23 protein-coding genes are annotated in these 24,655 nt (G+C 65.9%); 5 read left to right on the forward strand and 18 right to left on the reverse strand.

Translation table 11 applies throughout. The features are described from left to right. The first annotated feature begins 3 nt into the window (after positions 1-3). Genes tal through pgl form a run of 4 tightly spaced genes read left to right on the forward strand, consistent with a single transcriptional unit; the run spans position 4 to position 4,332 of the window. A complete protein-coding gene (tal, locus tag R4P57_RS16410; RefSeq protein WP_317803865.1) occupies positions 4-1,128 on the forward strand; it encodes a transaldolase in 1,125 nt (374 codons plus the stop codon). Positions 1,129-1,131: 3 nt separating this feature from the next. Beyond that, entirely contained in the window at positions 1,132-2,688 is a 1,557-nt protein-coding gene (gene zwf / locus R4P57_RS16415; protein ID WP_317803866.1) for a glucose-6-phosphate dehydrogenase, read from the forward strand. Next, positions 2,685-3,593, forward strand: a complete 909-nt coding sequence (opcA, locus tag R4P57_RS16420) for a glucose-6-phosphate dehydrogenase assembly protein OpcA (protein WP_317803867.1) — start codon at positions 2,685-2,687, stop codon at positions 3,591-3,593. The genes zwf and opcA overlap by 4 nt, the downstream gene beginning before the upstream one ends. After that, entirely contained in the window at positions 3,586-4,332 is a 747-nt protein-coding gene (gene pgl, locus R4P57_RS16425; RefSeq protein WP_317803868.1) for a 6-phosphogluconolactonase, read from the forward strand. The genes opcA and pgl overlap by 8 nt, the downstream gene beginning before the upstream one ends. 260 nt (positions 4,333-4,592) lie before the next feature. Here pgl and ppc read toward each other — a convergent pair whose 3' ends face one another. The 15 genes from ppc to rpe form a co-directional block, all read right to left on the reverse strand. Further along, the gene (gene ppc, locus R4P57_RS16430) at positions 4,593-7,424 is read right to left on the reverse strand and encodes a phosphoenolpyruvate carboxylase (RefSeq protein WP_317803869.1); all 2,832 of its coding nucleotides are present in this window, start codon (positions 7,422-7,424) and stop codon (positions 4,593-4,595) included. Positions 7,425-7,475: 51 nt separating this feature from the next. Continuing rightward, positions 7,476-7,709, reverse strand: a complete 234-nt coding sequence (secG, locus tag R4P57_RS16435; RefSeq protein WP_032398009.1) for a preprotein translocase subunit SecG — start codon at positions 7,707-7,709, stop codon at positions 7,476-7,478. A 118-nt stretch (positions 7,710-7,827) separates the two neighbouring features. Then, a complete protein-coding gene (gene tpiA, locus R4P57_RS16440) occupies positions 7,828-8,613 on the reverse strand; it encodes a triose-phosphate isomerase (protein ID WP_317797619.1) in 786 nt (261 codons plus the stop codon). 3 nt (positions 8,614-8,616) lie between these two features. Then, a complete protein-coding gene (locus R4P57_RS16445) occupies positions 8,617-9,828 on the reverse strand; it encodes a phosphoglycerate kinase (RefSeq protein WP_317803870.1) in 1,212 nt (403 codons plus the stop codon). A gap of 5 nt (positions 9,829-9,833) precedes the next feature. Next, a complete protein-coding gene (gap, locus tag R4P57_RS16450) occupies positions 9,834-10,853 on the reverse strand; it encodes a type I glyceraldehyde-3-phosphate dehydrogenase (protein WP_317803871.1) in 1,020 nt (339 codons plus the stop codon). 120 nt (positions 10,854-10,973) lie between these two features. Next, positions 10,974-11,957 carry a DNA-binding protein WhiA gene (whiA, locus tag R4P57_RS16455; RefSeq protein ID WP_068050529.1) on the reverse strand — a complete coding sequence of 328 codons (984 nt, stop codon included), beginning with the start codon at positions 11,955-11,957 and terminating at the stop codon, positions 10,974-10,976. Continuing rightward, positions 11,948-12,973: a uridine diphosphate-N-acetylglucosamine-binding protein YvcK gene (locus R4P57_RS16460; protein ID WP_317803872.1), complete on the reverse strand. Its 1,026-nt coding sequence runs from the start codon at positions 12,971-12,973 to the stop codon at positions 11,948-11,950. The genes whiA and R4P57_RS16460 overlap by 10 nt, the downstream gene beginning before the upstream one ends. Continuing rightward, a complete protein-coding gene (rapZ, locus tag R4P57_RS16465) occupies positions 12,970-13,836 on the reverse strand; it encodes an RNase adapter RapZ (protein WP_314144260.1) in 867 nt (288 codons plus the stop codon). The genes R4P57_RS16460 and rapZ overlap by 4 nt, the downstream gene beginning before the upstream one ends. A gap of 83 nt (positions 13,837-13,919) precedes the next feature. Then, a complete protein-coding gene (gene uvrC / locus R4P57_RS16470; protein WP_317803873.1) occupies positions 13,920-16,010 on the reverse strand; it encodes an excinuclease ABC subunit UvrC in 2,091 nt (696 codons plus the stop codon). Between the two features lie 71 nt (positions 16,011-16,081). After that, on the reverse strand, positions 16,082-16,573 hold the full coding sequence (locus R4P57_RS16475) for a PH domain-containing protein (protein WP_317803874.1): 492 nt from the start codon (positions 16,571-16,573) through the stop codon (positions 16,082-16,084). Continuing rightward, the gene (gene ribH / locus R4P57_RS16480; protein ID WP_317803875.1) at positions 16,570-17,067 is read right to left on the reverse strand and encodes a 6,7-dimethyl-8-ribityllumazine synthase; all 498 of its coding nucleotides are present in this window, start codon (positions 17,065-17,067) and stop codon (positions 16,570-16,572) included. The genes R4P57_RS16475 and ribH overlap by 4 nt, the downstream gene beginning before the upstream one ends. Next, a complete protein-coding gene (locus R4P57_RS16485; RefSeq protein WP_317803876.1) occupies positions 17,064-18,350 on the reverse strand; it encodes a bifunctional 3,4-dihydroxy-2-butanone-4-phosphate synthase/GTP cyclohydrolase II in 1,287 nt (428 codons plus the stop codon). The genes ribH and R4P57_RS16485 overlap by 4 nt, the downstream gene beginning before the upstream one ends. Positions 18,351-18,436: 86 nt before the next feature. Continuing rightward, positions 18,437-19,048, reverse strand: coding sequence for a riboflavin synthase (locus R4P57_RS16490; protein WP_037189383.1), 612 nt, complete (start codon positions 19,046-19,048; stop codon positions 18,437-18,439). Further along, positions 19,049-20,080, reverse strand: a complete 1,032-nt coding sequence (ribD, locus tag R4P57_RS16495; protein ID WP_411742379.1) for a bifunctional diaminohydroxyphosphoribosylaminopyrimidine deaminase/5-amino-6-(5-phosphoribosylamino)uracil reductase RibD — start codon at positions 20,078-20,080, stop codon at positions 19,049-19,051. It abuts the gene before it with no gap. Next, positions 20,080-20,754: a ribulose-phosphate 3-epimerase gene (gene rpe, locus R4P57_RS16500; protein WP_317803878.1), complete on the reverse strand. Its 675-nt coding sequence runs from the start codon at positions 20,752-20,754 to the stop codon at positions 20,080-20,082. The genes ribD and rpe overlap by 1 nt, the downstream gene beginning before the upstream one ends. Positions 20,755-20,790: 36 nt before the next feature. Here rpe and R4P57_RS16505 point away from each other — a divergent pair, with 36 nt between their 5' ends. Then, on the forward strand, positions 20,791-21,180 hold the full coding sequence (locus tag R4P57_RS16505) for an MmcQ/YjbR family DNA-binding protein (protein WP_317803879.1): 390 nt from the start codon (positions 20,791-20,793) through the stop codon (positions 21,178-21,180). Between the two features lie 33 nt (positions 21,181-21,213). Here the strand turns inward: R4P57_RS16505 and R4P57_RS16510 are convergent, their stop codons facing one another. The 3 genes from R4P57_RS16510 to R4P57_RS16520 form a co-directional block, all read right to left on the reverse strand. Beyond that, positions 21,214-22,683: an RsmB/NOP family class I SAM-dependent RNA methyltransferase gene (locus R4P57_RS16510; protein ID WP_317803880.1), complete on the reverse strand. Its 1,470-nt coding sequence runs from the start codon at positions 22,681-22,683 to the stop codon at positions 21,214-21,216. Beyond that, entirely contained in the window at positions 22,680-23,603 is a 924-nt protein-coding gene (gene fmt / locus R4P57_RS16515) for a methionyl-tRNA formyltransferase (RefSeq protein ID WP_317803881.1), read from the reverse strand. Before fmt ends, R4P57_RS16510 begins: the two co-directional genes overlap by 4 nt. A gap of 87 nt (positions 23,604-23,690) precedes the next feature. Continuing rightward, positions 23,691-24,413, reverse strand: coding sequence for a PadR family transcriptional regulator (locus tag R4P57_RS16520; RefSeq protein WP_317803960.1), 723 nt, complete (start codon positions 24,411-24,413; stop codon positions 23,691-23,693). Positions 24,414-24,655: the final 242 nt, after the last annotated feature.

Below are 24,655 nucleotides of genomic sequence, written 5' to 3' on the forward strand. Positions count from 1 at the left end.
TTCATGACCCAGAACAAGAATCTCGCAGAGCTCTCCGCCGCCGGAATCTCGGTATGGCTGGACGACCTGTCCCGTGATCGCATCCGCTCGGGCAACCTGAAGGACCTGATCGACACCAAGAGCGTCGTCGGAGTGACCACCAACCCGTCGATCTTCCAGGCGGCCCTGAGCACGGGCGAGGCGTACGACGAGCAGGTGAACAAGCTCGCCGGTGAAGGTGCCGACGTCGAGACCACGATCCGCACGGTCACCACGGACGACGTTCGCGAAGCGTGCGACATCTTGATGCCTCAGTACGAGGCCAGCGCAGGCGTCGACGGCCGGGTGTCGATCGAGGTCGATCCCCGCATGGCCCACGATGCCGACAAGACGTACGAGCAGGCCGTCGAACTGTGGAAGATCGTCGACCGCCCGAACCTGCTCATCAAGATTCCGGCCACCGAGGCCGGAATTCCCGCTATCGCCAAGGTGATCGGCGAAGGCATCAGCGTCAACGTCACGCTGATCTTCTCCGTCGAGCGCTACGAACTGGTGATGAACGCGTACCTCGAGGGGCTGGAGAACGCCCGCGCAGCCGGTCACGACCTCGACAAGATCCACTCGGTCGCGTCGTTCTTCGTCTCCCGCGTGGACAGCGAGATCGATTCCCGGCTCGATGCGATCGGCACCCCCGATGCCGAGGCACTCAAGGGCAAGGCCGCTCTGGCCAACGCTCGTCTCGCATACGTGGCGTACCAGCAGATCTTCGAGGTCGCTCCGCGGTTCCGTGAGCTCGTCGGCAGTGGCGCGCGCGCTCAGCGGCCGCTGTGGGCGTCGACCGGCGTCAAGTCCGACGCCTACCCCGACACCATGTACGTCACCGAGCTCGTCTCGCCGAACACGGTGAACACGATGCCCGAGAAGACCATGGACGCGGTTGCCGATCACGGTGAGATCGTCGGCGACACGGTCTCGGGCAAGGGACCGGAATCGCAGGAGATCTTCGACCGCATCTCGGCGCTCGGTATCGACATCACCGATGTCTTCGTGACGTTGGAGAACGAAGGCGTCCAGAAGTTCGAGGCGGCCTGGAACGAGTTGCTCGAGGCCACCGGCGAGCAGCTTCGCCAAGCAGGTCAGAAGAGCTGACCTGTGCCCACCGCAGAAACCGAACCTCTCCATTCCGCGGACTGGCTCAACCCTCTCCGCGACGCGCGAGACAAGCGGCTCCCCCGTATCGCGGGCCCGTGCAGCATGGTCATCTTCGGAGTGACCGGAGATCTCGCGCGTAAGAAGCTCATGCCTGCGGTGTACGACCTGGCGAACCGGGGGCTTCTACCCCCCGGTTTCGCCCTGGTCGGATTTGCCCGGCGGGAATGGCAGAACCAGGACTTCGCGAAGATCGTGCACGACTCCGTGCGCGATCACGCGCGAACACCGTTCAGCGAGGAGGTGTGGAACACCCTCGCCGAGGGATTCCGGTTCGTCCAAGGCTCCTTCGACGACAACGACGCGTTCGACGAGCTGTCACGAACACTGACAGAGCTCGACGAGACCCGCGGCACCGGCGGTAATCACGCCTTCTATCTGTCCATCCCGCCCAGCGCGTTCCCCGTCGTCCTCGAGCAGCTGTCGCGCTCGGGTCTGGCGCAGAGCAAGGACGGCAATTGGCGACGCGTGGTCATCGAGAAGCCGTTCGGACACGACTTGCAGAGCGCGAAAGAGCTCAATGCGGTCGTGAACCGAGTGTTCCCCGAGGACACCGTGTTTCGCATCGACCACTATCTCGGCAAGGAGACGGTGCAGAACATCCTGGCACTGCGCTTTGCCAATCAACTGTTCGATCCGATCTGGAATGCGCACTACGTCGACCACGTTCAGATCACGATGGCCGAGGACATCGGATTGGGCGGTCGCGCGGGCTACTACGACGGAATAGGTGCCGCCCGCGACGTCATCCAGAACCACCTTCTGCAGCTTCTCGCCATCACCGCGATGGAGGAGCCGGTCAGCTTCAACCCCAAGGAGCTGCAATCGGAGAAGATCAAGGTGCTCTCGGCAACCAAGCTTGCCGAGCCACTCGACAGAACCTCGGCGCGCGGTCAGTACTCCGCGGGTTGGCAGGGCAGCCAGAAGGTGAAGGGGCTCAAGGAGGAAGAGGGTTTCGACTCCGAGTCGAACACCGAAACCTACGCCGCCATCACGCTAGAGGTGGATACGCGGCGCTGGGGTGGGGTGCCGTTCTATCTCCGTACCGGCAAGGCACTCGGGCGCCGAGTCACCGAGATCGCGATGGTGTTCAAGCGCGCTCCGCACCTGCCGTTCGACGCCACGATGACCGAAGAACTCGGTCAGAATGCATTGGTGATCAGAGTCCAGCCCGACGAGGGCGTGACGATGCGGTTCGGATCCAAGGTGCCGGGATCGAGCATGCAGGTGCGCGACGTCAGCATGGACTTCAGCTACGGCCAGGCGTTCACCGAATCCTCTCCTGAGGCATACGAGCGCCTCATCCTCGACGTGCTGCTCGGTGAGCCGTCGCTGTTCCCGGTCAATGCCGAAGTGGAACTGTCGTGGAAGATCCTCGATCCGATTCTGGAATTCTGGGCTTCCGGCGGCACCGCGGAACCGTACGAAGCCGGTACCTGGGGGCCCTCCTCGGGTGACGAGATGATGCACCGCACCGGACGCGAATGGAGAAGACCGTGATTGTCGACATCCCCGCCACGACGACGGCCGAGGTCGGCAAGAAGTTGGTGGAGGTGCGCGAAGCAGGCGGTGCGGTGACCATCGGCCGAGTGCTGACACTGATCGTCGCCAGCCGTGATCCGGCCAAGGCCGAACGAGCGATCGACGCAGCGAACGAAGCGAGCCGTGAGCATCCGTGCCGCGTCATCGTGCTCATCCACGGAGACCGATCCGCCGAGTCGAGCCTCGACGCCCAGATCCGTGTGGGCGGAGACGCCGGTGCATCGGAGGTCGTCGTGTTGCGCCTGAACGGCGAACTCGCCGATCACGAGCACAGTGTCGTCATCCCGTTCCTGCTGCCCGATACCCCGATCGTGGCCTGGTGGCCCGACGAGGCACCGGCCGTCCCGGCGAAGGATCCGCTGGGGCGCTTGGCAATTCGACGGATCACCGATGCCACGAACTCCCCCGACACCACCGCGACCATCAAGGGTCGGCTGAGCAGCTACACCGAGGGCGACACCGATCTCTCCTGGAGTCGCATCACCTACTGGCGCGGTCTGTTGGCTACCGCGCTCGACCAGGCTCCGTTCGAAGCTGTCGTCTCGGCCACGGTGTCGGGACTGGCCGAGGAGCCCGCACTCGACATTTTGGCCGGTTGGCTGGCCGCGAAACTGGACGTGCCGGTCTACCGTCGTGCGGGTGAGCTGAAGGTGGAGCTGGTCAGGGAGAACAGCAGCATTTCGCTGACGCGACCGCAGACCGGTAAGACCGCAACCCTGCGGCGCACCGGTCAGCCCGACGCCGAAGTCGCACTGGCGCGTCGCAACACGCGCGAGTGCCTCGCCGAGGAACTACGCAGACTCGACACCGACGAGATCTACGAACTCGCCCTGCACGGACTGTCGAAAGTGAGCTATGAGTAAGACATCGGTACTTCAGTACTTGGACGCGCAGGCCCTCGTCGACGCTGCACGGTCTCGCTTCGTCGACGTGGTCACAGCCGCGCAGGCCGAGCGAGGCTCCGCGTCTGTGGTGCTGACAGGCGGTGGCACCGGAATCGCGCTGTTGGAGGCGCTGCGCAAGGACTCCGGCTCGATCGACTGGGGCACAGTCGACATCTATTTCGGCGACGAACGCTTCCTGCCCTCGGGCGATCCTGAGCGCAACGAGGTTCAGGCCTCGGAGGCGCTGCTCGATCACGTCGATGTCCATCCGGATCGGGTGTTCCGGATGGCCTCCTCCGACGGACCGCACGGAAGCGACCCCGAGGTGGCCGCGGCAACGTATGCGCAGATCCTGCATTCCGGATCGGAAGGCGAGCCGACGCCCCAGTTCGACGTCCATCTCCTCGGAATGGGCGGTGAAGGCCACATCAATTCGCTTTTCCCCCACACCGATGCAGTGCGCGAGCAGCACCGCTTCGTCGTGGCGGTCGAGGACTCCCCCAAGCCCCCGCCGGTGCGCATCACTCTGACGCTGCCGGCGGTTCGCCGCGCACAGCACGTGTGGTTGCTCGTCTCGGGAGCGAACAAGGCCGATGCCGTCGCTGCTGCGGTGGGCGGGGCCGATTCCGACGACGTCCCGTCAGCCGGCGCGCTGGGCGCCGAATCGACGGTCTGGTTCCTCGACGCAGGCGCAGCGTCGAAGCTGGACACTGTCTGATACCCCATAACTAGTCTGGTTCGACAGCGTCGGGGTCACGCCCCGGCCGATCGCCGTCGTAGTCGCTGACGCACCGGACACGTCCTGTTGTCGAGTAAACGGTCCGCCTACCGTTCGCACGGTAGGCGGATCCGTTTCGCCAGGTGTCCATCGGGCTACTGCACTGCCTCATACCTCGTTGGACGCGATCGACCGCCGACCGGTTCCCCGCCCCTCGTGCGCGTTTTGCGTACTCCTGAACACGCAAAACGCGCACGAGGCTAGCCGCTGTTGCGCAGCGCCGTCGCGAGACCGTTCATCGTCAGCAGGATTCCTCGCTTGACGCGTTCGTCGTCGTCACCGTTGCGGTAGCGCCGGAGCATTTCCACCTGCATCTGATTGAGCGGCTCGAGGTACGGGAACCGGTTGTGCACGGAGCGTTCCAGCGACGGGTTGTCTTCGAGAAGGCGACTGTGACCGGTGATCTTCAGGTACATCCGCACCGTCGTTGCATGTTCGGCTTCGATCATGCCGAAGATTCGCGCCCGCAGATCGGGATCGGGAACCAGTTCGGCATACCGCGCCGCGATACCCAGATCCGACTTGGCCATGACCTGCGCAAGATTGGACAGAACGGTCTGGAAGAACGGCCACTTCCGATACAGGTCGGTCAGCACCTCGAGCTTGGAATCGTCGTCGCCGACCCACTCCTCGAATGCCGAACCGGTGCCGTACCACCCGGGCAGCATGACGCGGCACTGACTCCACGACATCACCCATGGAATGGCACGCAGGTCGTACACCGAGTTCGTCGGCTTCCTCGATGCCGGACGGGAGCCGATATTGAGCTCGCCGACCTCGGCCACCGGCGTCGACGTGCGGAAGTACTCGACGAAACCGGGCTCCTCGTGCACCAACCGCCCGTATGCCGCGCGGGCCTTCGCCGCCAGGTCGTCCAGGATGTCGTACGCGGCCTCTGCGCCGTCTCCGAGACCCTCCACGTCCAGCAGAGTCGATTCGAGGGTTCCCGCGACCAGAGACTCGAGGTTGCGACGTGCCATGGACGGCTCGGCGTATTTCGCCGCGATGATCTCGCCCTGTTCGGTCAGGCGCAGGGATCCCTGCACCACTCCGGGCGGCTGCGCCAGGATCGCGTCGTAGCTGGGACCGCCGCCGCGGCCGACCGTGCCGCCGCGGCCGTGGAAGAGCCGCAGGCGAATACCCGTCTTGCGTGAGGCCTCGAGCAGATCCAACTCGGCGCGGTACAGCGCCCAGTTCGCCGCGAGGTATCCACCGTCTTTGTTCGAGTCCGAATACCCGAGCATGACCTCCTGATTCATGCCGCGCCCTGCCACCAGCGCGCGGTAGATCGGAACGTCGAGCGTGGCGAGCAAGGTCGCGGCGCCCTGTTGGAGATCCTCGATGGTCTCGAACAGCGGAACGACACCCACAGTCGACGTGGGGGCCGAGCCGTCGGTGCCGGGGTCGAAGATCCCCGCTTCCTTGAGCAGCAATGCCGCTTCGAGCATGTCGCTGACCGACTGACACATGCTGATGATGTAGTTCTGGATGGTGTCGGGGCCCAGGTGGTCGATGGCCTCCTTGGCGGCCCTGACGATGCCCAGCTCCTTGGTGGCGAGCTCACTGAGTTGCGCGTTGGGGCCGACGAGCGGCCGCCTGGTCGCAAGCTCCTGCGACAGCACCGAGACCCGCTCGTCCTCCCCCAGGGACATGTAGTCCGGGTGCACACCGGCCCAGGCCAACAGCTCGGCGACCACCTCTTCGTGGGTTTCGGAGTTCTGTCTCATGTCCAACGCCTGCAGATGGAAGCCGAACGTCTCGACCGACTGTCGCAGCCGGAGCAGTCGATCGTCGGCGATCAAGGCATCGCCGTCCGCCCGTAATGCCCGGTCGATGATGTCGAGGTCGTCGAGGATGTCCTGCGGACCGTCGTACTTCTGCGCCCCGAGGTCGATCCCAGAGACCGGCACCGCGTCGAGCACAGTCTGGGCGGTGGCAGTGAGCCGGGCCCGGATACCGACGACCGCGACCCGATACGGCTCGTCCGATCGACGGTCGTCCGGCTCGGTCGATGCGCCGGCCAAAGCCTTCAGATCCTCGGTGACATCCACCAGGCGCGCGGACATCGACAGTTCTTTCTCCAGCGCGACCAGCTCGTCGAGGTAGTGCTCGAACGCGACGTATCCCGCCTGATGGGTCGCGGTGTGAACCACTTCGGCGGTGACGTTCGGGTTACCGTCCCGATCGCCGCCGATCCAGGAACCGGGGCGAAGAATGGGCCGAGGCAGTAGGTCGTCCTCGGGCCACCGTGCCCGCAGGGCTGCCCGGACGTCCGCGTTCAACGCAGGCATGACATCGAACAGAGAGGACTCGAAGTACCGGAGGCCGACCTCGATCTCGTCCTGAATTCGTAACCGCGACAACCGAATCAGAGCTGTCTCCCACAGGGTCAGCACCTGCCTGCGGATCTGCACGTCGATGGCGGCCAGTTCCTTCGCCGCACTGGCGGCCTTGCCCTCAACCGCCGCAGCGGCGACATCGCGGCGACGCATCAGCTCGGTGATCTTCGACTGCACGTCGAACACGGTGCGGCGACGAGTCTCGGTGGGGTGCGCGGTGATCACCGGTGCGACCAACGCATCTGTCAGTGCCGCCGCCACCTGCTCGCGCGACGGTGCCGCGGCATCGATCTTCAGCCAGGTGGCGTCGAGACTGCTGTCCTGTGGCGGGTCCTCGCGGTCGAGGTGAATCGCGCGACGACGCTCGCGGTGCAGGTCCTCGGCTAGATTGGCCAGCAGCGAGAAGTGGCTGAACGCTCGAATGAGTGGAACTGCCTGTGCCACTTCCACGTCGGTGTAGCGTCCGATCGAGTCGTCCCGCTCGATCTCGGATCTGCGTACCGCGAAGGATTCGACTCGCGCCGCTTCGATCAGCTCGAAGACGTCGTCGCCCTCGTGCTCGCGAACGATCTCACCCAGGATGCCGCCGAGATAGCGGATGTCCTCACGGAGAGGCTCTGTCAACTCCCGACCCTGAGCTGTCGGTGGGACGAACGCTGGGGAACCGACTGACTCGTAGGAGGATTCGCTCATCCACCCAGTATTGTCGCTCCGTCACCAACTCGCACTCGGAGCCGAATTCGATCAGGTGTACTTGATCTCCAGACCGATACCGAGAATGGCGATGAGCCAGATGATGCCGGTGAAGACCGTGAGGCGATCGAGGTTCTTCTCGACGACGGTGGAACCGGAGAGGCTGGACTGCACACCGCCACCGAACAGGCTGGACAATCCGCCGCCCTTGCCGCGATGCAGCAGGATCAGCAAGATCAGTGCCAGGCTGGTGATGACCAGCAGAATATCCAGAAACAGATCCATGTCCACCTCAAACTCGATTCGATGCCTTCAGCAGCCTACCTGGCCCCGCGAACGGCTTCGGACACCCCGCCGAAGCGAGGTGTCCGAAGCCGTTTGTTGCAGTGTTGCCGATGGCCGATCAGGGCAGGGGTCCACCTGCAGCGATGGCCGACAACGTGGCGAACTCGTCCGCCTTGAGCGAAGCGCCACCGACCAGCGCGCCGTCGACGTCGGGCTGACCGACGATCTCGCCGACGTTCTTCGCGTTGACCGAGCCGCCGTACAGCACGCGCACGCCTGCGGCGACCTCGTCCGAGGAGAGCGACTTCAGTTCCTCACGGATGGCACCGCACACTTCCTGAGCGTCCGACGCCGACGCGACCCGGCCGGTGCCGATCGCCCACACCGGCTCGTAGGCGATGACGACCTTGGAGATGTCCTCGGCCGACAATCCGCTGAGCGACCCACGCAACTGAGCGACGTTGTAGGCCACGTGCTCGCCGGCCTCACGGATGTTCAGACCCTCTCCGATGCACACGATCGGAGTGAGTCCGTTCTTCAGGGCCGCCTTCGTCTTGGCGAGCACGACGGCGTCGTCCTCGCTGTGCAGCGTGCGTCGTTCGGAGTGACCGACGACGACGAAGGTGCACCCGAGCTTGGCCAGCATCGATCCGCTGATCTCGCCGGTGAAGGCACCCTTGTCCTCGGACGAGACATCCTGTGCACCGTAGGTGAGCAGGAGTTTGTCACCCTCGACCAGCGTCTGCACGCTGCGGATGTCGGTGAACGGCGGGATCACCGTCACGTCGACCTTGTCGAAGTACTTCTCGGGCAACGAGAAAGCGATCTTCTGCACCAGCGAGATCGCCTCGAGGTGGTTGAGGTTCATCTTCCAGTTGCCCGCGATGAGCGGCTTACGTGCCATGCGTTACGCCTCCAGGACGGATAGGCCGGGGAGCTGCTTGCCTTCGAGGTATTCGAGGGATGCACCGCCGCCGGTGGAGATGTGCGAGAAGCCGTCGTCGGGCAGTCCGAGGGTGCGCACCGCAGCCGCGGAGTCGCCGCCACCGACGACGCTGAACGCGCCCTTCTCGGTGGCTCCGATGATCGCTTCCGCGATGCCCTTGGTGCCTGCCGAGAACTTGTCGAACTCGAACACTCCTGCCGGTCCGTTCCAGAAGACGGTCTTGGCATTCGAGAGGACGACGGCGAAACGACTGACCGAGTCAGGTCCGATGTCCAGACCCATCCAGCCGTCCGGAATCTCTGACGCCTTCACGGTCTTCGCCTCGGCGTCCGCCGCGAACTTGTCTCCGACGACGATGTCGACAGGCAGGTGGATCACGTCGCCGAAACGCTCGAGCAGGTCCTTGCAGACCCCGATCTGATCCTCCTGCAGCAGCGAGTTGCCGACCGAATACCCTTGCGCGGCAAGGAAAGTGAACGCCATGCCGCCACCGATGACGAGGGTGTCGACCTTGGGGGCCAACGCCTCGATGACGCCCAGCTTGTCCGAGACCTTTGAGCCGCCGAGCACCACCGCGTACGGACGTGCAGCATCCTCGGTGAGCTTGGCCAGCACCTCGACCTCGGCAGCGACGAGGGTGCCCGCGTAATGCGGCAGCAACTGCGCCACGTCGTAGACCGACGCCTGCTTGCGGTGCACGACGCCGAATCCGTCGGAGACGAACGCCGCGTCGTCGCCGGCCAGAGCAACGAGCTCACGGGCCAGGGCAGCTCGCTCGGACTCGTCCTTGCTGGTCTCGCGCGGATCGAAGCGAATGTTCTCGAGCAGCAGTACGTCGCCGTCGGTCAGACCCTCGGCGCGAGCCTCGGCGTCCTGACCCACCACGTCGCCCGCGAGCTGAACGTGGCGTCCCAGCAGTTCGCCGAGTTCCGCTGCGACCGGAGCCAGGCTGTACTTCGCGTCGGGCTTGCCGTCGGGACGACCGAGGTGCGCGGTGACGATGACCTTGGCACCCGCCTCGACCAATGCCCGAAGGGTCGGGATCGACGCCTGGATACGGCCGGGATCGGTGATCGTGCCGTCCTCGAGCGGGACATTGAAGTCCGATCGCACGAGGACGCCACGGCCTTCGACACCGGCATCGAGCAGATCCTGCAGTGTCTTGACAGCCATCGGTGTCAGAGGGACTTGCCGACGAGACCGATGAGGTCGGCGAGGCGGTTGGAGTAACCCCACTCGTTGTCGTACCAGGAGACGATCTTGACCTGGTCGTCGATGACCTTCGTCAGCGGCGCATCGAAGATCGACGAGTGCGGGTCGGTGACGATGTCCGAGGACACGATCGGATCGGTGTTGTACTTCAGGATGCCCTTGAGGGGACCCTCGGCAGCAGCCTTCATCGCGGCGTTGATGTCCTCGGCGGACGCCGACTTCTTCAGCAGCGCAGTGAGGTCGGTGACCGAGCCGGTGGGGATCGGAACCCGAAGCGCGTAGCCGTCGAGCTTGCCGAGCAGCTGCGGGAGTACCAGGCCGATGGCCTTGGCTGCGCCGGTACCGGTGGGGACGACGTTCAGAGCTGCAGCGCGGGCGCGACGCAGATCGCTGTGCGGGCCGTCCTGCAGGTTCTGATCCTGCGTGTACGCGTGGATCGTGGTCATCAGACCCGAGACGATGCCGAACTCGTCGTCGAGAACCTTGGCGATGGGGCCGAGGCAGTTGGTGGTGCACGACGCGTTGGAGATGATGTTCTGGCTGCCGTCGTACTTGTCGTCGTTGACGCCCATCACGATGGTGATGTCCTCGCCCTTGGCGGGCGCGGAGATGATTACCTTCTTGGCACCGGCGTCGATGTGGCCCTGTGCCTTCGCAGCGTCGGTGAAGATGCCGGTGGACTCGACGACGACGTCGACACCCAGGTCACCCCACGGAAGTGCGGACGGGCCCTCGCGCAGCGACAGCGCCTTGATCTTCTGGCCACCGACGACGATGGTGTCCTCGCCCTCGAGCGAGACATCGTGCGACAAGCGACCCAGGATCGAGTCGTACTTGAGCAGGTGCGCGAGCGATGCGTTGTCGGTCAGGTCGTTGACAGCAACGATTTCGATGTCGGTGGTACCGAGCGCCTTCTGCGCATCGACAGCCCTGAAGAAGTTACGCCCGATGCGGCCGAAGCCGTTGACGCCTACCCGGATCGTCACTGTTCGCTCCTAAAAGTTGTGAAAACAGAGGTCTGATTGTGCCTGCGTGCGGGGTGCCACACGCGGTTCCCACCCTAGTGTGCGCGCAGGCAGAGCGCGCGCATCAGGCGATCGAGCCGGTCACGCCTCGTCGAGCAGCTCGGCGGTGACCGCGGACTCGGTGTCCGGAATTCCGGTTTCCTTCGCTTTGCGGTCGGCCATGGACAGCAGGCGTCGAATTCGGCCTGCCACAGCGTCCTTGGTCATCGGTGGGTCGGCCAACTGGCCGAGTTCTTCCAGTGACGCCTGCCGATGCTGGACTCGGAGCGAGCCCGCGGCGGCCAGATGGTCCGGTACGTCCTCGCCGAGGATGTGCAGGGCCCGCTCGACGCGCGCTGCGGCGGCGACGGCTGCCCTGGCCGAGCGGCGCAGGTTGGCGTCGTCGAAGTTGGCGAGCCGGTTCGCGGTGGCCCTGACCTCGCGTCGCATGCGTCGCTCTTCCCAGATCAACCGGGTGTCCTGTGCGCCCATGCGGGTGAGCAGTGCCCCGATCGCTTCGCCGTCGCGGACGACCACTCGATCCGTGCCACGGACCTCGCGTGCCTTGGCGGCCACTCCGAGGCGTCGAGCGGCTCCGACGAGCGCGAGCGCTGCTTCCGGTCCGGGGCAGCTGATCTCCAGGGCCGAGGATCGACCCGGTTCGGTGAGTGAACCGTGCGCCAGGAATGCCCCGCGCCAGGCGGCCTCGGAGTCCCCCACCGTGCCGCCGACGACCTGCGCGGGCAGGCCGCGAACCGGGCGCCCGCGCAGATCCAGCAGACCGGTCTGCCGCGCCAGGGCCTCGCCGTCCTTGGCGACGCGCACCACGTAGCGAGAGGTCTTGCGTAGCCCGCCTGCTCCGAGCATGTGCACGTCGGAGGAGTAGCCGTACAGCTCGAAGATCTCCCGACGCAGCCGTCTCGCAATGGACCCGAGGTCCACCTCCGCCTCGACCACCACCCGGCCTGCCACGATGTGCAGCCCGCCGGCGAATCGCAGGAGTGCGGACACCTCGGCCTTGCGGCAACTGACCTGACTTACGGTGAGCCTGCTCAGCTCGTCCTTGACCTCCGCTGTCATGGCCACGAAGTGATCCCCTCTCTGCGTGCGGCAGTCGGTGCGGTGCCGTCGGTGGACGACACGATGGAGCCGAGAGCCGCAGCAAGCTTGCCGTAATGATGTGCGTGGGTGCCGTTTTCGGCAACGTCGACGTAGACCACCTCGGCACCGAGCCGGGCCGCTGCCCGCGCCACGTGCTCGCGGTTGCTGCCTTCCGGGACCGAGGCGGAATCGACCAACACGTAGTCGATTCCCAAATCCGGTGCGTGTTGGGAGAGTACGTGGACATGGCGCTCGGCGGAGAATCCGGTGGTCTCCCCCAGTTCGGGTGCCAGGTTCAACACGAGTACTTTCGGTGCGCTCGTGCGAGCCAGCGCGGTGAGCTGATCCGGCACCAGCACGTGCGGGATGACGCTGGAGAACCACGAGCCCGGTCCGAGCACCACGAGGTCGGCCTTCTCGATCGCTGCAAGTGCATCCGCGGAGGCCGGCGGTTCGGGTGGAAGCAGTCGAACGCGGCGAACCTTTCCGGGAGTCGTCGCCACCGCGACCTGTCCGCGAATGACGCGGCTCACGCGTGGGTCGTCCTCGAGACCGGAGACGTCGGCCTCGATGTCGAGTGCGATGGGTGACATCGGAAGCACTCGTCCGTCGATTCCGAGCATCCGCACCATCTCGTCCAGTGCAGCGATCGGGTCGCCCAGTACCTCGGTGAGGCCGGCGAGGATGAGGTTGCCCACCGAATGTCCGGCCAGAGCGCCCGTGCCACCGAAACGGTGCTGGAGCACGTCGGTCCATAGCTGCGTTCTCTCGTCCGAGCGTGCCAGCGCGGCCAGTGCCATACGCAGGTCCCCGGGCGGAATGACGCCGAGCTCGGCGCGCAGACGCCCCGAGGATCCCCCGTCGTCGGCGACCGTGACGATGGCGGTGACGTCGTGACCGAGCAACCGGGCCGCCGACAGCGTGGCGTACAGGCCGTGGCCGCCTCCGAGCGCGACGATCTTCGGGCCGGATACCGGTACTTCGGTGTCGAACTCGCTCATTCGCGACCCAGATCCCGATGCAGCACACGCACCGACACATCGCCCTGATCAGCGAGAATTGCGGCCAGTGCCTCGGTCATCGCGACACTTCGGTGCTTTCCTCCGGTGCAACCCACGGCCACCGTCATGTATCTCTTGCCTTCCCGCACGTATCCCTCGATCGTCAGATTCAGCAGGTGCGTGTATGTCTGCAGGTAGTCGCGTGCCCCGTCCTGCCCCAGGACGTAGTCGCGCACGTCCGCGTCCTGGCCGGTGTGTTCGCGCAGCTCGGGCACCCAGTGTGGATTGGGCAGAAAACGTACGTCGCAGACCAGGTCGGCGTCCATCGGCAGGCCGTACTTGAAGCCGAACGACTGCACGGTGACGCCAACGCCGGTGGTGTCGGCGTCACCGAACACCGTCTCGATCTTGCGCCGCAGCTGATGCACCGACAGGGATGTGGTGTCCACGGTGAGATCCGCAGCTGCCTTGACCTGGGCGAGTCGCAGCCGCTCGGCGGTGATGCCCTCGGTCAGTGTTCCGTCCTGGCCGTCGTTCTGCAGAGGATGGCTTCGCCGGTTGGACTCGAATCGACGGATCAGCACGGCGTCGGACGCGTCGAGGAAGAGCACTCTGTTGCGCACGCCCTTGGAGTCGAGTTCTTTCACGACCCAGCCCAGATCACCGGTGAACAGGCGGCTTCGAACGTCCATCACCAGTGCCAGTCGCTCGATTCTGGGCTTGGACTCGAGTCCGAGATCGACCATCTTGGAGATGAGCTCCGGCGGTAGGTTGTCGGCGACGTACCAGCCGAGATCCTCGAGAATTTTGGCCGCAGTACGCAATCCCGCGCCGGAAACCCCGGTGACCAACGCCACTTCTATCTCGTCGTGCCGCGACTCCCCCTCGGAGGACTGTTCGAGGTGCTCTTCGGACGGTGGATGTCTCTGTGTCTGGTGTTCGCTCACTACGAAGCCTGTCCCGCCGATTCCACACGCGGTGCGATCGCATGTTCCGCCGTGTTCTCGCCCGATGTCGTTGCAGTTGCGCTGCCATCATCGCCTACATCGGCGTCGTCCGTGTCGGAACCCAACGCGGCCAGCACCGACTTGGCAGTGGTCTCTCCGATCCCCGGAACCTCGACGATCTCCGCGACCGTCGCACGCTTGAGGTTGGCGACCGAACCGAAGTGTGCCACCAGCGCCGTTCGACGTGACTCGCCGAGTCCGCGGACCGAATCGAGAGCCGACGCCGTCATCCGCCGCGATCGCTTGCTGCGATGGAACGTGATCGCGAACCGGTGCGCTTCGTCGCGGACCCGCTGCAGCAGGTAGAGCGACTCGCTCGTACGCGGCAGGATGACCGGATCCTCCTCTCCCGGAACCCATACCTCCTCGAGCCTCTTGGCCAGGCCGACCACCGCAACGTCGGTCACGCCGAGCTCGTCCAGTACCGCCGCGGCAGCGGCCACCTGAGGGGCACCGCCGTCGACGACGAACAGGTTCGGTGGGTACGCGAATTTTCGCGGTCTACCGGTCTGCGGATCCAACGCCGCTTCGGGGGCCAGATCACCCCCGGTGCCGTCGGTCGAACCGTCCGCGGAGTGTCGCAGGAATCGGCGACGGGTCACCTCGGCGATACTCGCCACGTCGTCGGAGTGCCCGTCGCCTGCCGCTTCCTTGATCGCGTAGTGGCGGTAGTCGCTCTTGCGGGGCAATCCGTCCTCGAAGACGACGAGCGAGGCCACCACGTCGGTTCCCTGCACGTGGGAGATGTCGATGCACTCGATGCGCAGCGGTGCAGAATCCAGATCGAGTGCCTCCTGAATACCTTGCAGCGCAGCCGATCTCGACGTGAAGTCGCCCGCGCGTTTGAGCTTGTGCTGCTGCAGGGCCTCCTTGGCGTTGCGTTCGACGGTCTCGGCCAACGCCTTCTTGTCGCCGCGTTGGGGAACACGCAGGGTCACGTTCGAGCCTCGGAGTTCACTGAGCCAGACCTGTACCTCATCGGCATTGTCCGGCAGGACCGGAACCAGCACTTCCCTCGGGACGGCATTGGAACCACCGTCGTCGCCGCCCGGTACCTGTGCGGACAGGGCAGCCTGCTCGCCGTAGAACTGCGTCAGAAACTGTTCGACCAGGGCGGGCAGATCGGCCTCGTCCTGCCGCTCGATCACCTCGCCTGCCTTCTCCACCACCCAGCCGCGTTGCCCACGCACGCGGCCGCCTCGGACGTGGAAGACCTGAACGGCAGCTTCCAGAGCATCGGTGGCGAAGGCGACGAGATCGGCGTCGGTGCCGTCGCCGAGCACCACCGCCTGCTTTTCCAATGCGCGACGCAGCGCACCGACGTCGTCTCGCAGACGAGCAGCGGTCTCGAAATCCAGGTCCTCGGATGCAGCCTGCATCTTCTTCTCTAGCTGACGAACGAGCTTGTCCGTCTTTCCGGCCAAGAAGTCACAGAAGTCCTCGACGGTGCGCCGATGCTCGTCCGCACTGACCCGGCCGACGCACGGTGCCGAGCACTTGTCGATGTACCCCAGCAGGCAGGGCCTGCCGATCTGATTGTGGCGCTTGAACACTCCGGTCGAGCACGTGCGCGCGGGAAATACTCGCAGCAGCAGGTCCAGCGTCTCGCGAATGGCCCACGCGTGCGCGTAGGGGCCGAAATAGCGCACGCCCTTGCGTCTGGGTCCGCGGTAGACGAACAACCGCGGGTATTCCTCGTTCATCGTCACCGCGAGCATCGGATAGCTCTTGTCGTCGCGGTAGCGGACGTTGAACCGTGGATCGAATTCCTTTATCCAGTTGTACTCTAGCTGCAGGGCCTCGACTTCGGTGGTCACCACGGTCCACTCCACCGACGCCGCGGTGGTGACCATCTGACGAGTACGTGGATGCAGCGAGGCGATGTCTGCGAAGTAGGAATTGAGCCGACTGCGGAGGCTTTTGGCCTTTCCTACGTAGACGACGCGACCGTGGGGATCTCGAAATTTGTACACCCCCGGCTCCACCGGGATGGTTCCGGTGGCCGGGCGGTAGGTAGCGGGGTCGGACACGACATCCACGTTAGCCGTCGGGTCCGACGTTCTCCGCATCCGCAGCTCAGCTGTGGTGCGGAGGTACGACGTCAGTCCTGATCGACCTCGATGTCCGGAACAGAGGCGGCGGGCGCGTATGTGCGTTCGAGGGTGCGGAACTGTCGTACCGCCGCGACCGCATGGTCACGATCGTTGGACTGGATGGCCATCACGTTGATGAACTCGTCGTCGGGAATGTCGACCCTGGCCCACATCGCTCCCTCCGGGAAAGACAGACCCCGCACCAGATCCCACTCGATCAGACGCTCCGACAACAAGTTTCGCACCGCAACGCCAGCGGGACCGACGCGAATTCGTGGCCGGGTGAGCATCAGCGCGAGGCCGGCAAGCAGCACGCCGATACCCGCCATCGCAAGTTGGTCTGCGGTTCTGAAGTACACCCCGGTCGGGGACACTCGCAGCAGGACGGCGACGGTCGAGTGCGCCACCACGAGCAGTACCGCCGTCGCGATGGCGTAACGAGCCGACTTGCGCGACTTCACTTCCATGTCCCACTCGGCGGACGGTGCGCTGTCGGTCATGTGAACTCCTGATCGGTCCAGGGTTGGCGCAGGTGCTTGAGAGTCAGCGCCGTGTCGATCGCGGCCGCCGTGGCCTGGGCGCCCTTGTCCTCGAACGAACCGGGCAGTCCGGCGCGATCGAGCGCCTGCTGCTCGTCATTGGTGGTGAGCACACCGTTGGTGACCGGAGTGCCCTCGTCGAGCGAGACTCGCGTCAGGCCTGCCGTCACTGCGTCGCACACGTACTCGAAATGCGGTGTACCCCCGCGAATGACGACGCCGAGAGCGACGACGGCGTCGTGGTTGCGGGCCAATGCCTGCGCGACGACGGGCAGTTCGATGGCTCCGGCCACACGGATGACCGTGACGTCCTGAATCCCCGCCGACTCGGCTTTGCGAAGTGCACCGTCGAGGAGCGCCTGGGAGATCTTCTGGTGCCACTGGCCCGCGACGATTGCCAGCTTGAGATCGGAGGCACCCGCGAGCTGCAGGGTGGGTTCGCCTTCGCCGCTCATGAGGTGGTCCCGTTTTCGGCCGGAGTGGAGCCTGCGGAATGACCGTTTTCGTACTCATCGAGCCCGGTGAGGTCGTGGCCCATGCGGTCGCGCTTGGTGCGCAGGTAGGTGAGGTTCTCGGCGTTGGCGCGCAAGGGCATCGGCACTCGCTCGGTGACGTGCAAACCATAGCCGTCGAGGCCCACTCTCTTGGCGGGGTTGTTGGTCAGCAGCCGCATCGAGGAGACGCCGAGGTCGACGAGGATCTGCGCGCCGATTCCGTAGTCGCGGGAGTCGGCGGGGAGGCCGAGCTGCAAGTTGGCGTCGACGGTGTCGGAGCCCGCGTCCTGCAGTTGGTATGCCTGGAGCTTGTGCAGCAGACCGATGCCGCGCCCTTCGTGTCCGCGCATGTACAGCACGATGCCGCGCTCCTCAGCGGCGACCATTTCCAGGGCCGCGTCCAGCTGTGGTCCGCAGTCGCAGCGCAGTGATCCGAACACGTCGCCGGTGAGGCATTCGGAGTGCACTCGAACGAGCACGTCGTTGCCGTCTCCGTCGGGGCCCGCGATGTCGCCGCGGACGAGCGCGACGTGTTCGACCTCGTCGTAGATGCTCTGGTAGCCGACGGCGCGGAAGGTGCCGTGGCTGGTGGGGATTCGGGCGTCGGCGACGCGCACGACGTGCTTCTCGTGCTTGCGACGCCACGCGATGAGGTCGGCGATGGAGATGAGGGCGAGGTCGTGTTCGTCGGCGAAGACGCGCAGTTCGTCGGTCTGGGCCATCGCGCCCTCGTCCTTCTGGCTGACGATTTCGCAGATGACGCCTGCAGGCCGTAGGTCTGCCATGCGGGCGAGGTCGACGGCAGCTTCGGTGTGGCCGGGGCGACGCAGCACGCCGCCGTCCTTGGCGCGCAGGGGTACGACGTGGCCGGGACGGGTGAAGTCGTTGGCTCCGGTGTCGGGGTCGGCGAGCAGTCGCATCGTGGCCGCACGGTCGGAGGCCGAGATTCCGGTGCCGATGCCTTCGCGGGCGTCCACGGTGACGGTGTATGCGGTGCCGTGCTTGTCCTGGTTGGTGGCGAACATCGGCGGAAGGCCGAGCCGGTCGCAGTCCTCACCGGAGAGCGGAACGCAGAGATAACCGGAGGTGTAGCGGACCATGAAGGCGACCAGTTCCGGGGTGGCCTTCTCGGCGGCGAAGATGAGGTCGCCTTCGTTCTCGCGGTCCTCGTCGTCGACGACCACCACTGCTTTGCCCGCAGCGATGTCCGCAACTGCGCGCTCGATACTGTCGAACCTGGTCACCACGGTGTGCTCCATACGTCTCGGGCCTGGCTCAGCGCCCTGGAAATTCTCCGATGCACCGTCGATTGCGTGCACGTCAAGAGTACTTACTGTGCGTCGATCGTCTGCAGCCGCTCCACGTACTTGGCGATGACGTCGACTTCGAGGTTGACCGGTGATCCGACCTCGGCCGTGCCGAGAGTGGTCAGGTCGAGGGTGGTGGGGATCAGGGAGATCTCGAACCAGTGCGCTCCGTCGTCGACGCCGAGTCCGGAGACGGTGAGCGAGACGCCGTCGACGGTGATAGAGCCCTTCTCGACGACGTAACGCGCGACCGAGGTGGGCAGTGCGATGCGCACGACGGTCCAGTTCTCGGACGGGGACCGGCCGATGATCTTTCCGGTGCCGTCGACGTGGCCCTGCACGAGGTGCCCGCCGAGACGGCTGCCGAGTGCGGCGGCACGCTCGAGGTTGACGCGGCTGCCCACGTCGAGCGCACCGAGGCTCGAGCGATTCAGCGTTTCCTGCATGACGTCGGCGGTGAATCCGCCGTCGGGCAGCACCTCGACGACGGTCAGGCAGACCCCGTTCACCGCGATGGAGTCGCCGTGGCCTGCATCCGAGGTCACCACCGGGCCCCGAACGGTGAACCGCGCAGCGTCGGGCAGTTCGTCCTTGGCGACGATCTCGCCGAGCTCTTCGACAATTCCGGTGAACATCTACTTCGCTCCTTCGGGCACGACGCCGATCAGAATGTCGTTGCCGATCATGGTCACTGTCTCCGTGCGGAACCGAATTGCGTCGGCAATTGTTCCGATACCCGCATTCTCCACCGCTGTGGGTCCGCTGCCCAGCACCGCCGGTGCGACGTACGCCACGACGCGGTCCACCAGTCCCGCAGCGAGGAATGCTCCGGCCAACGTCGGACCGCCTTCGATCTGGATGTCGGTGTGCTCGTGCAGAGCGTCGATCACGGCCGCGGGGTCGTGTGTGTCGAGGAACACCGTGGGTGCGTCGGACCCACGGATTGCCGCGGTCGACGGTATCGGCCGCGATCCGACGACGACACGCACGGGTTGGTGGGGCGCAAGGGTCCCGTCGGGGCGTCGTGCGGTCAGTCGCGGGTCGTCGGCCAGGACGGTGCCGGTTCCGACGACGATGGCGTCGAGCTTGGCGCGCTCGGCGTGGACGTGCGCCCGGGCCTGTGGTCCGGTGATCCACTGGCTCGTGCCGTCCGCCGCGGCGCTGCGTCCGTCGAGGGTGGCGGCATATTTCCACGTCACGTGCGGCCGACCGGTGCGTTGCTTGTGCAACCAGGCGCGCAGCGGCCCCTGCCGCACCGCGGTCTCGCCGATCCCCTGTTCGACGCGAATGCCCGCCGCACGCAGGGCTGCCCCGCCGCCCGATGCGAGCGGATTCGGATCGGCGACGGCATGCACGACCGCAGTGATGCCCGCGTCGATCAGGGCCTGCGAGCACGGTCCGGTGCGGCCCGTGTGGTTGCAGGGTTCGAGGGTCACCACCGCGGTGCCGCCGCGAGCTCGGTCCCCGGCCTCGGCCAGCGCGACGATCTCGGCGTGTGGACCGCCGGGCGGACGCGTCGAGCCGATGCCGACGACGACGCCACCGGCATCGAGAACGACCGCGCCGACAGCAGGATTGGGACTGCTGATGCCCCGGGCGGACTCGGAGGCCTCGACGGCGAGGGCCATGGCGTCCGCGAGGGACATTGCTGAGCCCTGACCGTTCATTACGACAGGTGGTGTGATGCGCGGGCGGCTCGGTCGCGTAGGTCGCGCACAGCGGCTGCGGGGTCGGCGGTGTTGTAGACGGCCGATCCGGCGACGAAGCAGTCGATGCCGGCCTCCGCGGCCTGCTCGATCGTGTCGGAGTTGATGCCGCCGTCGATCTCCACTATCAGTCTGAGATCACCGGAATCGACAAGTGCCCGAACGGCTTTCGCCTTCGCGAGCACCTCCGGCATGAACGACTGTCCGCCGAAGCCAGGCTCGACGCTCATCACCAGCAGCGTGTCGAAGTCGCGCAGGATCTCGAGGTACGGCTCGATGGGTGTTCCTGGTTTGACGGACAGGCCCGCCTTGGCTCCCGCCGCCCGGATGTCGCGCGCGACCGCGGACGGATCGTCGGTTGCCTCGGCGTGGAAGGTGACGTTGTACGCGCCTGCCTCGGCGTACGGCGGGGCCCAGCGGGCCGGGTCCTCGATCATCAGGTGGCAGTCGAGGGGGATGTTCGTCGCCTTCAGCAAACTCTCCACGACCGGCAGCCCCAGGGTGAGGTTGGGTACGAAGTGCGCGTCCATGACGTCGACGTGCAGCCAATCGGCTCCGGACACGGCATCGGCTTCGGCAGCCAGACGCGCGAAGTCTGCGGACAGGATCGAGGGGGCAATCATCGGGGAAACCACGATTGACGAGCCTAGCCGAGCCGGTATCGTTCGCCCATGACCACCATGGATTCCGTGACGGCGGTGATCGCCGAGCTGCCCGAGGTCACCGAGAGTGTCAGGTACGGCCATCCGGCGTGGTCGGTGGGCAAAAACGTGTTCGCGTGGGTCCGCCCGTTCAGCAAAGCCGATCTGAAGCGGTTCGGCAGCGAGATTCCGCCCGGCGGGCCGATCCTCGCCGTCCGCACCGCTGATCTCGACGAGAAGGACGCCATCCTCGCCGCACACCCGCGGGCGTGCTTCACCATCTCGCATTTCGACGGGTTCGCTGCCGTTCTGGTCGACATCGACAACACCGACGACGACGAACTGCGAGAACTGATCATCGACGGGTGGCTGGTCTACGCCCCGAAACACGTGGCCGAGACGTTCCTGTCCGGCAACTGATCCATCGGCTTCCTGATCACATCGGCTTCCTGATCACAGCGGCTTACGCAGCGCCGCCATGAACATCGCATCCGTGCCGTGTCGGTGCGGCCACAGTTGCACGGACGTACCGTCGCCGAGTTGCGGCACTCCGGGGACCAGCTCGCGGGTGTCGAGCTGGTCGACGCCGTAGCGGCGGACCGCGTCGGCGACGACGGCGGTGGTTTCGGACAGGTGCGGCGAACACGTCGAATACAGCACCACTCCGCCCGGGCGTACCAGCTCGATCGCCGCGGCCAGCAGTTCCTTCTGCAATGTCACCAGTGCCGCCACATCGGAGGGTTGACGGCGCCAGCGGGCCTCGGGCCTGCGGCGCAGGGCACCGAGTCCGGTGCACGGCGCATCGACGAGCACTCGGTCGTAGCCGCTGTCGAGTCCGGAGGCTCGACCGTCGACGGTGTGCACCGTCACCGGGAGGTCCTTGGTCGTCTTGGACACCAGATCGGCTCGGTGCGGCGTCGGTTCCACGGCGTCGACCGTGGCACCGTCGATTTCGGCGATGGCACCGAGGAGGGCAGCTTTTCCGCCCGGTCCTGCGCACAGGTCCAGCCACCGGCCACCGTCCTCGCCGACGAGCGGCGCGAGGGTGAGTGCCCGGCCGACGAGTTGACTGCCCTCGTCCTGCACCCCGGCCAGGCCGTCACGGACGGCGTCGAGCTTGCCTGGGTCTCCGCCGTCGAGGTGCACGGCGTACGGAGAATAGGGTCCTTCCTCTCCCCCGGTGATCAACGCCAGTTCTTCGGCGGAGATCTCGCCGGGGCGGGCAACCAGGTGCACCGAGGGACGCGCGTCGTCGGCCTCGAGGACGGCGGCCAGTTCACCGGCGTCGGCACCGAGTGCATCGGCGAAGGCCTGCGCGATCCACTTGGGATGGGCGTACTCGAACGCGAGGTGGCCGACGGGATCGACCGCCGCCTCGGGCGCGAGCTCGTCCACCCACTGCGCCGCCGTACGCTCGGACACGCGCCGCAGCACCGCGTTGACGAAACCCGCTTTGCCGGTACCGAATTCGGACCGAGCCAGGTCCACCGACGTGGCGACGGCCGCGTGTGGTGCCACCCGGGTGCGGAGCAGTTGGTAGGAGCCGAGCCGCAGAATGTCGAGCAGCGGCCCGTCGATCTCGGCGGCAGGCCGACCGGCAGCGTGGGCGATCACCGCGTCGAGCACACCACGCGCTCGGGACGCACCGTAGGCGAGCTCGGTGGCCAGTGCGGCGTCGCGCGAGTCCAGTTTGCGCTCTCGCAGCAGGCCGGGGAGCACCAGGTTGGCGTAGGCATCCCGTTCACGCACCGCCTTGAGGACGTCCCGGGCAGCACGGCGAGCTGGGTCGATCGCGTCGACTGCACGAGGTCCTGCACCCTGAGGGGGCCGGTTTCCCTTCGGACCGCGCGCACCGGGCGACTTCTTGGTGGTCTTTCGGGCCGGACTCGACTCGCGCTTTCGAGGCCTGTCGGGTTCTGTCATCGCGCTACCGCCGTATCGTCCAGCCGAGCGCCGCGCGCCCAGTCGAGTGCCTTCATGAGCTTCTTGCCCTGGGGTTGAACATCGCCGAGAACGACTGCGGTCGTGCCTGTTCCGATGTGCACGCCGGACTTGCGCACCGCTATCTCGCCCGGGGCCAACGTGTCATCCGAGCGCGTTGTGGGGGCGATCTTGACGCGGAGCTCACCGATCGTCGTCCATGCGCCCGGTGCAGGGGTGACCGATCTGATGTGCCGGTCGACGAATGCTGCAGATCGAGTCCAGTCGATGCGTGCGGCGTCGACGCTCACCTTGCTCGCGTAGGAGATCCCGTCCTCGGGCTGCGGATGCGCGGATGCCGTCCCGTCCTCGATCGCGTCGAGGGTGGCAGCCAGCAGGTCTGCCCCACTCGACGCCAGTCGGGTGAGCAGGTCCCCGGTCGTATCGGTTGCGCGCACCCGCTCGGTGACGACGCCGAGTACCGGGCCGGTGTCCATTCCCGCGTCGAGCAGGAAGGTGGAGGCACCGGTGATCTCGTCGCCTGCGGCGATGGCGGCCTGTACCGGCGCGGCACCTCGCCACGCGGGCAGCAGCGAAAAGTGCAGATTGATCCAGCCGAAGCGAGGGATGTCGAGCACCGGCTGCGGCAGCAGTGCCCCGTATGCGACGACCGGACACACGTCGGGTGCGAGTTCGGTGAGCTGTGATACGAAATCCGGATCCGAGGGCTTCGCGGGCGTGAACACAGGGATTCCATGCTCGTCGGCCAGCTGCCCGACCGGCGAGCGCATCGTCTTGCGACCCCTACCGGCAGCGGCGTCGGGCCGGGTCACCACCGCGATCACCTCGTGGCGTTCGGACTCCAGCAGTCGCCGCAGCGACGGGACTGCGGGCTCCGGTGTACCGGCAAAGACGACGCGCACTCGAGCAACTCCCTGGGATGGACGAAAGGATCTCGGGTATCCATCCTAGGGAGTCTCGAGCGCTGCGGACGATTCCGCACCTGCCGATCACCTCGCGTCGGGGGCGTCGACCGTATCGTCGGGATCTCGATCGGTCGAACCGTCGTCGGCAAGGATCCGATACAGCGACCTGCGTGCTTCGGTGAGAATCTCGGCGGCCTGCTCCACCTGTTTCGGTGTACCGACTCCGGCGACCTGACCGGCAGCGCCCATCAACTGGCCGATGAGCGCCCGAAGATCCCGGGCGTCGACACCGACGGACTCTGCCACGTCATCCCAAGGGCTGCCCAGGTCGGCGCGATGAGCGTCGATGTGCGTTCGCCCCTCGTCGGTCAGCGCTGCCGTCTTGCGGCCGGCCACTTTGTCGATCAGGACCAGGCCCTCGTCTTCGAGTTGCGACAGGGCCGGATAGATGGAGCCCGGACTCGGCTTCCAGGTGCCGTTGCTCTTCTCGGCGATCTGTTGGATCAGTTCGTATCCGTGCATCGGACGTTCCTCGAGCAACAGGAGGATTGCAGCGCGCACATCCCCGCGTCGCCCTCGTCCTCCCCGACCCCGGCCTCGACCGAAATCGCCGTTCGGCCCGAAACCGCCGGGGCCGAAGCCGGGGCGCATGCCCTCTCGTCCTCGTCCGAAATGGCCACCGTCACCGTGCCTACTCCGTTCACCGTGGCCCCTCCTGCCACGGCCTCGCTCTCGTGGACCGTGGTCGTCCGACGGGCCGTGATCGTCGCTCTGCGCCACCCACATCTGAAAGGGCGCGCCTCGCATGTGTCGACGTGCGCCTGCGCGGCGTCCGAATTCGTATGCAAATCCTTCGATTGCGTGGTTCATGTCGTTCTCCTTCATATCGATGAACAAGTCGACGATATATCGACAATAGATCTTCGTCAAGGTTCAGAGGCAACCTCCACGTTTCTACATCCGAGGAACGCGTCGTGGATCGATCTCGCTCGTTAGAATGGCTCGGTCGGTACGAGCTCTCGTCGAACGCACCGAATTGCAGCGGCCGG

Origin of the sequence: Rhodococcus sp. IEGM 1330 (assembly GCF_033142445.1) — a bacterium.
Classification (GTDB): domain Bacteria; phylum Actinomycetota; class Actinomycetes; order Mycobacteriales; family Mycobacteriaceae; genus Rhodococcoides.